The following is a 13,432-nucleotide window of genomic DNA, read 5'->3' as shown; positions in this document are numbered from 1 at the left end:
ACTGCAGGGGGGACCCTGTGGGAGAGTAGGACGCCGCCGAACAATCTTTGGCCTCAACCCCCGGACCATGTCCGGGGGTTGAGGCATTTCTGCGTTCAGGACCTTTTGCAAGGACCCTTGTCTAGGCGATACGCGACAAGTCCGTTGCTGTGACCAGACCGTGGAGCGGTTCTCCGCGCACGAAGCGTTCGGTCTCCGCGATCGCGTAGGCACCCAGTCGCCGTACCTCACTGCCCTGGGCGCCGGCGATGTGCGGAGTGACCAGGACGTTGCGGAGGCCGAGCAACGGGTGGTCGGGCGGGAGGGGTTCGGGGTGGGTCACGTCCAGGAAGGCGTTGAGCCGTCCCGTGGCGCATGCGCGGGTCAGCGCGTCCGTATCGATGAGAGTGCCGCGTGCGGTGTTGATGACCGTGGCGCCATCAGGGAGGAGCGCAAGACGTCTCGCGTCCAACAGGTTCCGGGTCTCCGGGAGTTCCGGGGCGTGGACGCTGACGATGCTGCTCCGGCGGCACAGTTCGTCCAGGGGCAGCAGCTCCGCGCCGAGAGTCGCGGCCTGTTCCGCGGTGACGTACGGGTCCGACAGCAGGACGGTGTATCCCGCCTCGGAGGCGGTGAGGGTCGCGATGACGCGGCGGCCGATCCGGGAGGCGCCGATGATGCCGACCGTGCGGCTGTCGGCGCCCTCGCGTGCGGTGAAGTCCGGCCATCCGGCGGCGTATCGCGCCGCGGCAGGGACGGCCTGTTTGGCGGCCAGGGCGATCGTGGCGCAGGTGAAGTCGGCGACGGGTCCGGCGTTGGCCTCGGCGGCGGAGGAGACCGTGATGCCGCGTTCCCAGACGGCCGGCGGAAGGTGCCCCTTCACCGACCCCGCGGCGTGGATCACGGCGCGCAGCCCCGGGGCCGCTGCCAGGACCTGCTCGGTCAGTGGTGGGCAGCCCCAGCCGGTGATGAGGAGCTCCGCCTGCGCCAGGACAGACGCAGCGCCGCGGGCTTCGTGGCCCGCATGCTGCGAGGTGAGCGCGGTCAGCAGGGCGGGAGAGAGGTCAGGGGCCGGGTCCACGGCCTGGGCCAGTCGCTCCCTGAGGTCCGGGGGGAGCACCGCGGCCGCGCAGTCCGGGGCCATGCAGATCACCGCGTTCGTGCGGCCGCTCACGTCCATTCCTCCCCTTCCGGGCCGTCCCGGGCGACACGGGCACCGCGCGGACTGCGATGCGCCGAACCGGCAGGACCCTAGGATCCCGCGCTTTCCGCGGTCAACACCGCATCCGGGGCCGCCGACACCCTCGGGGTCGGTGCGCGTCCGGGCGTCCGGGGTGCGAGCATCAAGGCATGGGGTACGAGATACGGACGGTCCGCGCCGACGACTGGGCGGAGCTGCGGGCGCTGCGGCTCGCCGCTCTGGCCGATCCGGCGGCGCGCGTCGCGTTCGTCGACACCTACGAGTCGAGCAGTGCGCAGTCCGACGCTTTCTGGCGGGGCCGGGCCACACCCATCGCCGAGGGCGGGGCAGCGACCAATGTGATCGCGGCGGACGAGAGCGGCACGTGGGTCGCGATGCTCGCCCTGCTCGACGAGACGGGCAGTGCGGCGCCGCTGCCCGCCGAGACCGGCGGGTTCGCCGAGGACGAGACAGGCAGGCCGCAGCAGATGCATGTGGTGAGTGTGTACGTGCGCCCGGAGCATCGCGGTACGGGCGCCGCCGAGCAGCTGCTCCGTACGGCCATCGCCTGGACGTGGGAGAACTCCAAGGCTGAACGGATCCGGCTCTGGGTGCACGCCGACAACCCGCGCGCCGAGGCCTTCTACCGGCGGCTCGGCTTCGCCAGGACCGGCGAGACCATGGCGTTCCCGCCCGTGCCGGAGGAGAGCGAGTACGAGATGGCGCTGCAGCGGCCCTGAGCGGCCCAGCCGTATCCCTGAGCCCCGAGCCGTAGTCCTGCTGAGCCTTACCCCTCGGCGACGAGCGTGCGTCGCGGCCAGCGTGCCCGTGCCTGCTCCTCGGAGCGCAGCAGCGCGAGCGGAGTCATGCCCTGGGCCTCGCCCTCGGCCAGCAAGTCCGGGAGTTGGGGGAGCGGGGCGACGGCGGCGACGTCGTCGAGTACCAGCGTGAGTGGTGGGTCGAGCCGACCGGCGGATGACCGTACGGCCATGCGGCGGCCGTGCTCGACCACGCTCGAGACGAGTGCCGTCAGCAAAGGCATCGCACCCGGGTGGGTCCGCGGATCCTCGATCGCTTCCCCTACCACGTAGAGCGTTCCCCCTTCGGCGACGAAAGAATCCACGGCCAGGGAGTCGGCTCGGGTCGGATTGCACGCGTCGCGGATGTGGATCGAGGAGAGCGCGGAGAGGGCGCGGGCCGTCAACTGCTGTGCGGCTTCGCGGCGTTCGGGATAGGCCGTGAGGGTGGACTCCAGCTCGCCGGCCGCGCCCGAGGCGGCCTGGGGGTGCGTACGGAGGATGCGTACGGCGTCCTGCGCCGCGCTGCCGGACGCCCAACGGTGCACCTGGCGGAACGCCCGGCCGTCGACCGCCGCGGCGTGCAGCCAGCAGCGCAGCAGTGTCTCCGCCGCGTCCGCCATGGCCGAGTCGAGGCTGTTCAGCGGTCGTACGGGGGCGAGCAGCGCGGCGGCGCGTGCCGCGGCGGTGTCGCGGGACTCGCAGCCGGCCGACGGCGACCAGCGCAGGCGGGCCGGGGTGTCGAGGAGATGGCTCGGGTCGTAGAGGTGGACGGGGCCGAGCTTGGCGCGGGCGTCCTTGGTCCGGGCCCAGACGGCGGGGTCGGAGGTCGTGACGAGGACCGGGCCGTCGGCGGACCGGATGGCGCGCAGGGCGAGTTCGCGGCGGGACTCGGGGCGCGGGCCGGTGAAGTGGAGCCCGGTCAGTGCCTGTTGGTCGCGCGGCGCTGCGGCGGCGCCATCGGCCGTCCCCGGCGCTGTCGCGGGGATCTTGGTCAGGTCGAGGGCGGGCTCGACCGTACCGCGGGCTGCGGCGGGGTCCGTGGCGCGCTCCGGGGGGCCGGCCCCCGCGGGGGCAGAGGTCTCGGGGGCGGGCGGTACCGCGGGAGCCGCGGAGCGGACCGGTTCGGCCGCCGTGGCGGTGGGGGCGGGCTCCGGTCGGGTGGCAGGGACAGTAGCGGTGGGGGCGGGCTCCGTTCGGGCAGCGGGGACAGCCTCGGCCGTACGCTGCGTTTCGTACGCCACGTCGTCCTGCCGTACCGCGGTCGCCGTCGCCGTGACCTTCCTGCCCATGGCGCCGCCGCGGCGGACCGCTCGCCACCGCGCCACCGTCCCTATGACGAAGACGGCCAGGACGGTCAGCACCATCAGTTCGCCGAGGAAGATGCCCCAGAAGAGCCCGTACCCCGAGAACTGGTCGGCCGGGGTCTCCGGCCAGGCGGCGGCGATGTTGTGCGGTTCGGCGGTCAGATGGCGCATGGCCGCCGGCGTCCGCGTGAAGTGCACGCCGTCCGGCCAGGAGCCGTGGGCGAACAGGCCGGAGATCCCCGTGGCCGTCCACACGAGGACGGTCAGGCCGAGCAGGAAGGCGAGGACGCCGACGAGGAGGCCGTCCGGGATGCCGCGTTCGGACCCGGGCCCGCCCGGGCCGCCGCGCCCCTGCCCTCCGGATGCCGTCATCGCCTCAGGCCACCGTGGACTCGTCCGCGTAGCGCCGCCGTTTGTCGTTCGCCCGCGCCGCGCGCTCCTCGGCCTCGGCGTCCGCGGCCCGGTCGACGGCCCGGGCTTCCTCGTTCGTCAACGCGTCGTGCGCACCTGCCTCGGTCATGGCGCGGTCGGTGTAGACGAGCGGGCGTTCGGCCTCGGTGATGAGGTGCTTCACGACCTGGACGTTGCCGTTGACGTCCCAGACGGCGATGCCGGGGGTGAGCGTGGGGATGATCTCCACGGCCCAGCGCGGCAGGCCCAGCACACGGCCCGTCGCTCTCGCCTCGTCGGCCTTCTGCGCGTAGATCGTGCGGGTGGACGCCATCTTGAGGATCGCCGCGGCCTCCTTCGCGGCCGCGCCGTCCACGACGTCGGAGAGGTGGTGGACGACCGCGACGAACGACAGGCCGAGCCGGCGCCCGAACTTCAGCAGGCGCTGGAAGAGCTGGGCGACGAACGGCGAGTTGATGATGTGCCACGCCTCTTCGACGAGGAAGATCCGCTTCTTGCGGTCCGGACGGATCCAGGTGTGCTCCAGCCACACACCGACGATCGCCATCAGGATCGGCATCGCGATCGAGTTGCGGTCGATGTGGGAGAGGTCGAAGACGATGAGCGGGGCGTCCAGGTCGATGCCGACGGTCGTCGGCCCGTCGAACATGCCGCGCAGGTCACCGTCGACCAGGCGGTCCAGCACGAGCGCGACGTCCAGGCCCCAGGCGCGTACGTCGTCCAGGGCGACGTTCATCGCCTCGGCCGACTCCGGCTTCGGGTGGCGCAGTTGCTCGACGATGTCGGTGAGGACGGGCTGGCGGTCGGTGATGGCCTCGTTGACGTAGGCGTGCGCGACCTTGAGGGCGAAGCCGGAGCGCTCGTCCAGGCCGTGGCCGAGGGCCACCTCGATGATCGTGCGGAGCAGCGCCAGCTGGCCGGTGGTGGTGATGGAGGGGTCCAGCGGGTTGAGCCGGATCCCGCCGTCCGCGGCCGCCACCGGGTCGAGCCGGATCGGCGTGATGCCGAGTTCCTCGGCGATGAGGTTCCACTCTCCGACACCGTCCTCGCCCTGCGCGTCGAGGACCACGACCTGCCGGTCGCGGAAGCGCAGTTGGCGCAGGACGTAGGTCTTCTCGAGGGCCGACTTGCCGTTGCCGGACTCGCCGAGGACGAGCCAGTGCGGGGCAGGGAGCTGCTGGCCGTAGAGCTGGAAGGGGTCGTAGATGTAGCCCTTGCCGCTGTAGACCTCGCGTCCGATGATGACGCCGGAGTCGCCGAGGCCGGGTGCGGCGGTGGGCAGATAGACGGCTTGCGCCTGGCCCGTGGACGTACGGACCGGGAGCCGGGTGGTCTCCACCTTCCCGAAGAGGAAGCTGGTGAACGCCTCGGTGACGGCGGTCAGCGGATCAGGCACTGCGGGACTCCTACCCGTCGAGGAACCGTCGGACTACCGTCGGATGCCGGTGGCGAAGGGGAGCGTGTTCACGAAGGCCCGGTGGTGCTCGCGGTCGCACCACTCCAGCTTCAGATACGACTTGCCGGCCGAGGCGCGGATGGTCCGCTTGTCGCGGGCCAGGGCGTCGGGCGTCCGCGAGGACACCGTGATGTAGCCGACGATGTTCACGCCGGCCGCGCCGCTCGCCAGGTCCTCGCCGCGCTGGTCCAGCCGCCCGTGGTGGGCGATGTCGCGCGGGTCGACGGTGCGGTTCATCTTGGCGGCGCGGCTGGCCTCCGCCTCGTCGTTGGTCTTCTCCGTGAGCATGCGCTCGATGGCGACCTCGGTGGGCTCGAGGTCCATGCAGACCGCGACCGTACGGATCACATCGGGGGTGTGGACGAGCAGCGGGGCGAGGAAGTTGACGCCGACCGGGGTCAGCGGCCACTCCTTCACCCAGGCCGTGGCGTGGCACCAGGGCGCGCGGGAGCTGGACTCGCGGGTCTTGGCCTGGAGGTAGGTCGGCTCCATGGCGTCGAGCTCGGCGGGCCAGGCGTTGCGCTGCGTCATCGCCTGGATGTGGTCGATGGGGTGGTCCGGGTCGTACATCGAGTGGACCAGGGAGGACAGGCGCCCCTGGCCGAGCGGCTGGCGGACCCGGATGTCGGCCTCGGTCAACCGGGCGCAGATGTCGGTCAGTTCGCGGGCCATGACGACGGCGAGGCCCGCGTCCTTGTCGACCTTGCCGCCGCGGTGACGGGTCGCCCGCGCCATGGCGTGGGCCTCGGCGGCCAGTTCACGCGTGAAGGGCATGCAGGCGACGAGATAGGCGCGGTGCTGCTCGGAGGAGGTGGACACCATGGACTGCAGCTGGTCGTACGAGTCCTGGAGCCAGCCCGGTGCCCGGCTGTCGCCGCGCCGCTCGACGTCCTTGGCGTGCGCGTCGGGGTCGGCGGGGAGCGTACGGGCCAGCATCTGCAGGCGCTTCACGAAGCCGTCGCCGTTGGCCACATGCTTGAGCAGCGTGCCGAACCGGTCGACCAGCGCCTCCTGGTCCTCACTGTCCCGCAGCCCCACGCCGGGGCCCTCGATCTCGATCGCGGCGGTGACGGTACGGCGGTCGGCGTGCAGCAGCACGGCGATCTCGTCCGGGCCGAACGGCGCGGACAGCCAGGAGATCCGGCCGATGCCGGGCGGCGCGCCGATCGCGACCTCACGGCCGTCGATGCGCGTGCCCGCCTCGGGTGCGGCGGAGCGGTAGGCGGCGCCGGAGCGCACGGTCCGCTTGAAGCTGCGGTTGATCTCGAACCACTTGAAGAACGTACGCCCCTTGTACGGCACGTAGACCATGGCCAGCGCCAGCATGGGGAAACCGGCGAGCGTGGCGATCCGCAGGGGCAGGAGAGGGATGAGCAGCCCGCACATCATGCCGATGAACGCGCCCACGATGATCAGCGCGATCTCCCCGGTCTCCCGGTTCTTACCGATGATCGCGTTGGGACGGGCCCGCCCGATCAGATAGGTGCGGCGGGGCGCGATCGGGTGGGACATCGGGTGGGACTGCGTGCTCAACGCCCTTCACCTCCGGTGCGGTTGTCGGTGCGGGTGCCGGTGTTCGTACGAGGTGCGGGCGTGGCGCTCGCGTGGCCACCGCCGGTGCGGGGTGCGGCGGCGGGGCCACGGCTGCTGTGGGCGGCGACGCCGCCGGAGACCGGGTTGGCCGGCTGCGGCGCGGAGCGGGACGAGCCGTCGTCCCCGCCGCCGGAACCGCGGGCGCTGTGGGTCTTGATGCCCTGCTTGACGAGGGCGGCGGGCGAGGAGATGACAGCGGCGGCCGCGGAACCGTCCGTGGCGGCCTTGCGGTTGCTGCGCGCGCTCGCGATCTCGTCTCCGAAGCCGGGGACGAAGCGGTAGATCATGGCGCTGGCGAAGATGGCGAGCAGGATGATGGCGAGGCCGGAGACGACGGCCGAGAAGGAGTCGGGCCCGTCCTCGGAGGAGGAGAGGGCCCCGGCGATGCCGAGCACGATGATGATGACCGGCTTCACCAGGATGACGGCGATCATGATCCCGGCCCAGCGGCGTACGTGGCCCCACATGTTCTTGTCGACCAGACCCGCGTAGACGACGGTGCCGAGCAGCGCACCGACGTAGAGCAGCGCGGCCCGGATCACCAGCTCCAGCCAGAGCACGCCGGCGGCGAGGATGGAGACGAGGCTGACGACGATCAGCATGATCGGGCCGCCGCCGATGTCCTCGCCCTTCTTCAGCGCCTCGGAGAACGAGCCGAAGAACGCGTCGGTCTCGGAGCCCGTGCCCGCGGCGATCACTTCCGTGATGCTGTCGGTCGCGGAGACGACCGTGTAGAGGATCAGCGGCGTGAAGGCGGAGGCGAGGACGGTCAGCCAGAGAAAGCCGACCGCCTCCGTGACGGCCTCGGTGAAAGGCACCCCGCGGATGGCGCGTTTGGCGACGGCGAGCAGCCACAGGAGCAGGGTGAGGATGGTGGAGGCGGCGAAGACGACGGCGTACTGGCGGAGGAAGGCGGTGTTGGTGAAGTCGATGTTCGCGGTGGACTCGACGGCCTTCGACAGCTTCCCGACGATCCATGCGGCGGCGTCGGCGCAGCCGCGGGCGAGGGAGGAGAGGGGGTCGAGGGGGTTGTTGTCGGCGACGCTCCCGGGGTTGCGACCGCCGGCCCCGTCGCCGCGCTCGCAGTAGTCCTTGGCGGGACCGACGATGAGGTCGCAGTCGCTGTTGTCGGAGGGCTTGGGCGTCGGCTCCGCGGCCGCCCGAGTCGCCAGGAGAACGCCGCTTGTCTGCAGCGCGGCCAGGGCGCCGGTCAGCGTCAGCGCGCGGCTACGAGGGCTAGCGGGCATAGGTGAAGCCTCCGTACTCCTCGACTGCCTTGGAGATCTCATCGGCGTCGGAGGCCCTGCGGTCGCTGTTCACCGGAGCCGGGCCGTCCTTCTGCGAGAACCCGTCGACCTTCCAGTCCCCGCCGTCCCAGCGGAGTTCGAGCGTCATGGTGAACCAGTCGTTGGCGACCGGGTTGGTGGAACTCACGCCCGCCGTGCCGAACACACCGGTGCACCAGACTTCGACGGTCGCCGACGCGTCGCTGTGCTCGGTCACCTTGGTGCCGACGGGTGTGGTCCGGGAGATGTAAGTCATCCCCTGTTCGGCATTGCCGTTGTCGTCCAGCCCCAGCTTGTCGAGGAAGTCCCGGGAGTAGGCCCGGTCGAGCTTGGCTCCCAGCTCGTCCACCCGATCGCTCACGAACAGGCGTTGCACGATGTCCGGCCGGCGGTCGGGTTTGAGGATGTCGGCGGAGACGAGCGCCACCGCGTAGTTCGCCGCCGCGCTCTGGGCGCCCTGTTCCGTCTTCGGGAAGCCCGACGCGATGCCCGCGTCCGAGCCCGCGACCGGCTTCTCACCCGTCGGTGCCGTCGGCTGCGCCTTGGCGCCGTCGCCGCCGGAGCCCGAGCCGGAGTCGCCCCCGTCGCCGCCTCCGCGGTTGGCGAAGGCGATGGCGGCGATCAGCAGGACGACCACGCCCACGATCGTGATCATGCTTCTCGACGGGCGGCCCGCCCCGCGCGCTCGTCTCACCGCGCCGTACGGACCGTCGGCCGCCCCTTCGGGCAGGTGGGTTCGTGTCCCCCCGCCCGCGTCCCGGACCTCGCCCGGGTAGTCGTGTCCGTAGTCGTCGCCGCCGGGACTCATGCCGCGGACGCCCCCTCGCAGTGGCTGGTGTACGACGCGTCGTCATACGACGGTAGCCGTACGGATGCTCGCGTGGGCGGGGTGTGGTGACTCGTCAGGTGACTCGACATCAAAGGGACGCAACCTCAGCCGATGGGCGCGACGGACGGGTGGTGGCGGGCGGTACGCATGGTGCGTGGGGTGGTGGTGCCGGGTGGTGCGGGGCGGGCACGCCCGTACGGGCCGCGTGGCTCGTACGGGCGGCTGTCCTCCGCCCCCGATCCCCCGTCAGGAAGACGGTGGCGCAGGGGCGGTGCGGAGCTAGACGGCCATCCCGTAGACGATGGTGAACAGGGTGCCGAGCGAGCCGATGATGAAGACGCCGGTCAGGCCCGCGACGATGAGTCCCTTGCCCTGTTCCGCGCTGAAGGTGTCGCGCAGTGCCGTGGCTCCGATGCGCTGCTTGGCCGCGCCCCAGATCGCGATCGCCAGGCAGAGCAGGATCGCGATCGCCATGACGACCTCGACCATGACCCGTGCTTCGTTGCCCAGGCTCCCGAACGGCCCCCAGTCCGGGGCGATGCCGCCGATGATGGTGTTGATGTCGCCCTTTTCGGCTGCCAGGAACATGTTCAAACTCACCGCCCCTATTGGGTAGTTGTCCGTACCCCTGCCGGACGGCACGGGTCAGGCTCTATCATCGCCGACGATGCCGCCCTCGCATGTCGACTTGGCGTCAAATTTTGGCGGATCCCGTGCGTGTGTGCGGTCGCAGGCGCCCCGGGCGGGGTTTCCGGTGGGGGGATGCGGCCGTATTGTCACTCTGTGTATCACGGAGCGTGACATTCAGCAATGACGCCCGGGGTCGGGAACATGGCCAAGCCATCATGGTCCCCGATCCGGAGCGGTGGGTTGCGGGCACGACGGGGCGGTCTCGGCCGTCGCGGCCGTTCCGATTCGGACAAACACCGGGGCAGTGCGCGACCAACGCGGGCCGGATGGGGGAGGGTTGAGGGGTGCGGAAATTCTGGGTGGCCTCCGGCATCGGCATCGGGCTGTGTCTGTCGTTCGTCGCGCTGCTCGTCGTGGGCACCTACACCGCCGCCGCGAGCCTCGGCGGAGGGGGCCGGTCCGTGGGGCTGGCCAAGGGGGCGGTCCCGGCCGCGTACCAGCCGCTCGTGCAGAAGTGGGGCACTCTCTGCCCCGCCATCAGCCCGGCGCTGCTCGCCGCGCAGCTCTATCAGGAAAGTGGCTGGAATCCGCGGGCGCAGAGCCACGCGGCGGCCCAGGGGATCGCCCAGTTCATCCCCGGGACCTGGGCCACGCACGGTGTCGACGGCGACGGTGACGGCGACCGCGACGTCTGGGATCCGGCGGACGCCATTCCGTCGGCGGCGTCGTACGACTGCGAGCTCGCGAAGTACGTGAAGGACGTGCCGGGGGACCGGACGGCCAACATGCTGGCGGCCTACAACGCGGGCGCGTACCGCGTGATCCGCGCGGGCGGGGTCCCGGCCATCCGCGAGACCCGGAACTACGTCAAGATCATCACGACTCTCGCCAAGAGCTTCGAGGCGCCGGTCGGCAAGGTCCCGGCCTCGCGTCAGGCCGCCGGTGCCATCTACTACGCCCAGAAGAAGCTGGGCACGCCGTATCTGTGGGGCGGCGACGGTACCGCGGCCGACGGCGGCCGCTTCGACTGCTCGGGCCTGACGAAGGCGGCGTACGCGTCGGTGGGCATCGAGCTGCCGCGCGTCGCCAACGACCAGTACAACGCCGGGTCCCACCCGGACCGTGACGAGCTGATGCCGGGTGACCTCGTCTTCTTCTCGGACGACCTGACGGACTCACGGGCGATCCGGCACGTCGGCCTCTACGTCGGCGGCGGCTACATGATCAACGCTCCGTACACGGGTGCCGTGATCCGGTTCGACAAGATCGATACGCCGGACTACTTCGGGGCGACCCGGGTCACCGAGGACGGTGCGAAGGCACTGCCCGCGGCCGACGCCGGGTGAAGCTCTGGTGGTGGCTTGCCCGGTCGGCGCGGAGTCGGTGACGATGCTGGGACTCTGCGCGAACGGACGCCTCTGAACTGCGGCGACGCATCACTCTTGGATAACGTCGTGGTGATCGTTCGATGGAGAACGGAACGCCGCCCGAGGCGCTGTCGTTCCCTGGACGGGGACGCAGTACCTCAAGGGGCACGGGGGCCTTCAGCACTCACGCACGAGCACGGAGACAAGGGGCCGCGCCATGGCTGCAGTCGGATCGACCGGGACGAACCCCGACGTCTCCCTGCTCTACGAGATCAACGGGCTCGCCGGGGACGCCCCGGGGTGGTTCGACCGCGCCATGGCGTGGATCGGCGAGCACGGCATCGCGTACGCCATGGTGGTGCTGCTCGTCGCGTGCTGGTGGGTCGTCAGACGGCGTGAGGACGCGCCGACCGCGGTCGCCGGACTGCTCTGGGCCCCGCTCGCCGCGGGCCTCGCCCTGCTGGTCAACCTGCCGATACGGGACTTCGTCGAGCGCCCCAGACCGTTCCTCGACCACCGGGGGCTCGAGGTCCTCCTCCCCGGCAAGACCGACTACTCGTTCGTCAGCGACCACGCCACGCTCGTCATGGCGCTTGCGGTCGGCATCTTCATCGCGCACCGGACGTTCGGGCTCATCGGTATCGGCCTGGCCTTCCTGGAGGGCTTCTGCCGCGTCTACATGGGCCTGCACTACCCGACCGACGTCGTCGGCGGGTTCGCCCTCGGTACGGCCGTCACGCTCCTCCTGGCACCCCTGGCGATGGCGCTGCTGACGCCGCTGGCGCGGGCCGCCGGGGACTCGCGTCGCGGGCGGTGGCTCACCGGCGGCGCCCGGCCCGCACCGGCCGCCGGAGCCCCGGAACACCCGCGAGGCGAGGAAGGCTCCGAGGGCGCACCGGCGCGATCCGGGGACCGCGCGAACGACCTCGCGGCCTGACACGCCTTCTTCCGCCGGCTTGCGGGCCGCCGTCGTGGCGCCTCGTCACAGCGCCTGCGGGAAGTCGAAGACGCGCTGCGGGTCGTACTTCCGCTTGAGCCGCGCGAGACGTTCCGCGGCCGGCCCGTAGTACGCGCGCCGCCAGTTCTTCAGGGACGGGTCCGCGTAGTTCTGGTACGCGGCGCCCGAGGCGTGACGGCGCATCGCCCGGTGGAGGCCGCCCAGCCAGGTCGTCGACGTCGCCCCGTTCTGCCCGGCCGCCCAGGCCGCCAGATACTGCGCCAGCACACGCGAGCGGCGGTGCACGAACGCGGTCGCCGTCGGCCCGACCCGGTTGATCGCGCCACCGAGCGCGGTGAGCTGGACCGTGCCGGAGCCCGCGCCGCCCAGCTTCCGGAACGCCTCGACCTGGTCGACGAGGACCCGGATCCCGTCGGCCGGGAGTGCGCGGTCGTAGAAGTCCGAGCGGGAGGTGTACGTCTCGCGCACCAGCGATCCGGTGGGGCTGTGCCCCGGAGTCCCGCCGGGGAGACGGCACTGCTCGGTGCTGTACCGGGAGCAGCCCGCGTAGCCGATCATCGCGTCCAGGTACGAACTGCTGCGCAGCGAGACGGACGAGGCGGCGCTGCCGACGAGTCCGGTCAGCCGGTCGACGGCGTTCTGCGCGTCCGCGTACGTGCCGAGCGAGAAGGCGGAGAACCAGACGCGGGCGGCCCCGCCCGCCGCCGCGGAGAGATGGACGGCCGACCACAGCTCGTCGGGCTGGTCCGGGCCCCACTCCTGCCACGCGCGCACGAGTTCGGCGGCCTTGGACCAGGGCCAGGTCGCGCGGACGGCGATGGCGTCGGGTGCCGCGTGGGTGCGGAAGCGGAGTTCGGTGACGACGCCGAAGTTGCCGTTGCCCGCGCCGCGCAGGGCCCAGAAGAGGTCGCTGTGGTCGGACGCGGTGCAGCGCACCGTCTTCCCGTCCGCCGTCACGACCGTGGCGCCGAGCAGGCTGTCGCAGGTCAGCCCGTACGCGCGCGAGACGACCCCGTGGCCGCCGCCGAGGGTCAGCCCGGAGATGCCGACGGTCGGGCAGGTGCCGGCGGGGACGGTGACGCCGTGCGCGCCGAGGCCGGAGTAGACGTCGACGAGTTTGGCGCCCGCGCCGACGACGGCCTCCGTGTCGCCGTCGACGGCGATACGGGAGAGCCGGGAGACGTCGATGACCAGGCGACCGGTGCCGCTGGACCAACCGGCATAGGAATGGCCGCCGTTGCGGATCGAGACGGGGACGGAGTGGCGCCGGGCGAAGGCCAGGCACTCGGTGATGTCCGTGGCCCCGGCGACGTAGGCGACGGCGGCGGGGCGCAGATGGTCGAAGCGGGTGTTGTAGAGCACGCGGGCGGAGGTGTAGTCGGCGTCCCCGGGCTGGACGAGCCCGCCGCCGAGCCCGCGGGCGAGGACGGACCAGTCGGCGGAACGGGGCGCTGCTCCGGACGGGGCACGGCGCCGGGATTGCGACGGGCGGCCGCCGGGACGCGCCGCCGCCCGGCCGGAGCCGCCGCCGACCGCGCCCGACCAGGCCGCGGTGGCCGCGATTCCCGTTCCGGCCTGCAGGAACGTACGCCTGTCCATCCCACCTCCATCCGACGCCCGGCCCGGGGCCGGGCGATGC

11 protein-coding genes are annotated in these 13,432 nt (G+C 71.8%); 3 read left to right on the top strand and 8 right to left on the bottom strand.

Annotated features, from left to right (window positions below; all coding sequences use genetic code 11):
• Positions 1-121: 121 nt before the first annotated feature.
• On the bottom strand, positions 122-1,159 hold the full coding sequence (locus ABZ822_RS29570) for a hydroxyacid dehydrogenase (protein WP_360860905.1): 1,038 nt from the start codon (positions 1,157-1,159) through the stop codon (positions 122-124).
• A 170-nt stretch (positions 1,160-1,329) separates the two neighbouring features.
• Between ABZ822_RS29570 and ABZ822_RS29565 the strand changes: the two genes are divergently transcribed.
• Positions 1,330-1,899 carry a GNAT family N-acetyltransferase gene (locus ABZ822_RS29565; RefSeq protein WP_360860903.1) on the top strand — a complete coding sequence of 190 codons (570 nt, stop codon included), beginning with the start codon at positions 1,330-1,332 and terminating at the stop codon, positions 1,897-1,899.
• Positions 1,900-1,946: 47 nt separating this feature from the next.
• On the opposite strand, the gene ABZ822_RS29560 is transcribed toward ABZ822_RS29565, so the two are convergent.
• From ABZ822_RS29560 to ABZ822_RS29535, 6 genes are all read right to left on the bottom strand, one after another.
• On the bottom strand, positions 1,947-3,635 hold the full coding sequence (locus ABZ822_RS29560) for a type VI secretion protein (RefSeq protein WP_360860901.1): 1,689 nt from the start codon (positions 3,633-3,635) through the stop codon (positions 1,947-1,949).
• 4 nt (positions 3,636-3,639) lie between these two features.
• Complete coding sequence (locus ABZ822_RS29555) at positions 3,640-5,070, bottom strand: ATP-binding protein (protein WP_360860899.1); 1,431 nt, start codon at positions 5,068-5,070, stop codon at positions 3,640-3,642.
• A 33-nt stretch (positions 5,071-5,103) separates the two neighbouring features.
• Positions 5,104-6,663 (bottom strand): SCO6880 family protein, encoded by a 1,560-nt coding sequence (locus ABZ822_RS29550; RefSeq protein WP_360860897.1) that lies wholly within the window; start codon positions 6,661-6,663, stop codon positions 5,104-5,106.
• Entirely contained in the window at positions 6,660-7,970 is a 1,311-nt protein-coding gene (locus tag ABZ822_RS29545) for a hypothetical protein (RefSeq protein ID WP_360860895.1), read from the bottom strand. Before ABZ822_RS29545 ends, ABZ822_RS29550 begins: the two co-directional genes overlap by 4 nt.
• Positions 7,960-8,817 (bottom strand): hypothetical protein, encoded by an 858-nt coding sequence (locus tag ABZ822_RS29540; protein WP_360860893.1) that lies wholly within the window; start codon positions 8,815-8,817, stop codon positions 7,960-7,962. The genes ABZ822_RS29545 and ABZ822_RS29540 overlap by 11 nt, the downstream gene beginning before the upstream one ends.
• Positions 8,818-9,117: 300 nt before the next feature.
• Complete coding sequence (locus ABZ822_RS29535) at positions 9,118-9,426, bottom strand: hypothetical protein (RefSeq protein WP_360860922.1); 309 nt, start codon at positions 9,424-9,426, stop codon at positions 9,118-9,120.
• Between the two features lie 386 nt (positions 9,427-9,812).
• Here ABZ822_RS29535 and ABZ822_RS29530 point away from each other — a divergent pair, with 386 nt between their 5' ends.
• Together ABZ822_RS29530 and ABZ822_RS29525 are read left to right on the top strand one after the other, a co-directional pair.
• Positions 9,813-10,814 carry a bifunctional lytic transglycosylase/C40 family peptidase gene (locus tag ABZ822_RS29530; RefSeq protein ID WP_360860891.1) on the top strand — a complete coding sequence of 334 codons (1,002 nt, stop codon included), beginning with the start codon at positions 9,813-9,815 and terminating at the stop codon, positions 10,812-10,814.
• Between the two features lie 238 nt (positions 10,815-11,052).
• On the top strand, positions 11,053-11,772 hold the full coding sequence (locus tag ABZ822_RS29525; RefSeq protein WP_360860889.1) for a phosphatase PAP2 family protein: 720 nt from the start codon (positions 11,053-11,055) through the stop codon (positions 11,770-11,772).
• A 45-nt stretch (positions 11,773-11,817) separates the two neighbouring features.
• Here ABZ822_RS29525 and ABZ822_RS29520 read toward each other — a convergent pair whose 3' ends face one another.
• A complete protein-coding gene (locus ABZ822_RS29520) occupies positions 11,818-13,392 on the bottom strand; it encodes an FAD-binding oxidoreductase (protein WP_360860887.1) in 1,575 nt (524 codons plus the stop codon).
• Positions 13,393-13,432 lie beyond the last annotated feature (40 nt).

Source organism: Streptomyces sp. NPDC047108 (assembly GCF_040643575.1).
Classification (GTDB): domain Bacteria; phylum Actinomycetota; class Actinomycetes; order Streptomycetales; family Streptomycetaceae; genus Streptomyces.
This window is presented reverse-complemented; position numbering and strand designations above follow the sequence as displayed.

Coding starts and splice junctions, on each gene's coding strand:
- ABZ822_RS29570 (WP_360860905.1), bottom strand. CDS start 1,159: ATGGACGTGAGCGGCCGCACGAACGCGGTGATCTGCATGGCCCCGGAC.
- ABZ822_RS29565 (WP_360860903.1), top strand. CDS start 1,330: ATGGGGTACGAGATACGGACGGTCCGCGCCGACGACTGGGCGGAGCTG.
- ABZ822_RS29560 (WP_360860901.1), bottom strand. CDS start 3,635: ATGACGGCATCCGGAGGGCAGGGGCGCGGCGGCCCGGGCGGGCCCGGG.
- ABZ822_RS29545 (WP_360860895.1), bottom strand. CDS start 7,970: ATGCCCGCTAGCCCTCGTAGCCGCGCGCTGACGCTGACCGGCGCCCTG.
- ABZ822_RS29540 (WP_360860893.1), bottom strand. CDS start 8,817: ATGAGTCCCGGCGGCGACGACTACGGACACGACTACCCGGGCGAGGTC.
- ABZ822_RS29535 (WP_360860922.1), bottom strand. CDS start 9,426: ATGTTCCTGGCAGCCGAAAAGGGCGACATCAACACCATCATCGGCGGC.
- ABZ822_RS29525 (WP_360860889.1), top strand. CDS start 11,053: ATGGCTGCAGTCGGATCGACCGGGACGAACCCCGACGTCTCCCTGCTC.
- ABZ822_RS29520 (WP_360860887.1), bottom strand. CDS start 13,392: ATGGACAGGCGTACGTTCCTGCAGGCCGGAACGGGAATCGCGGCCACC.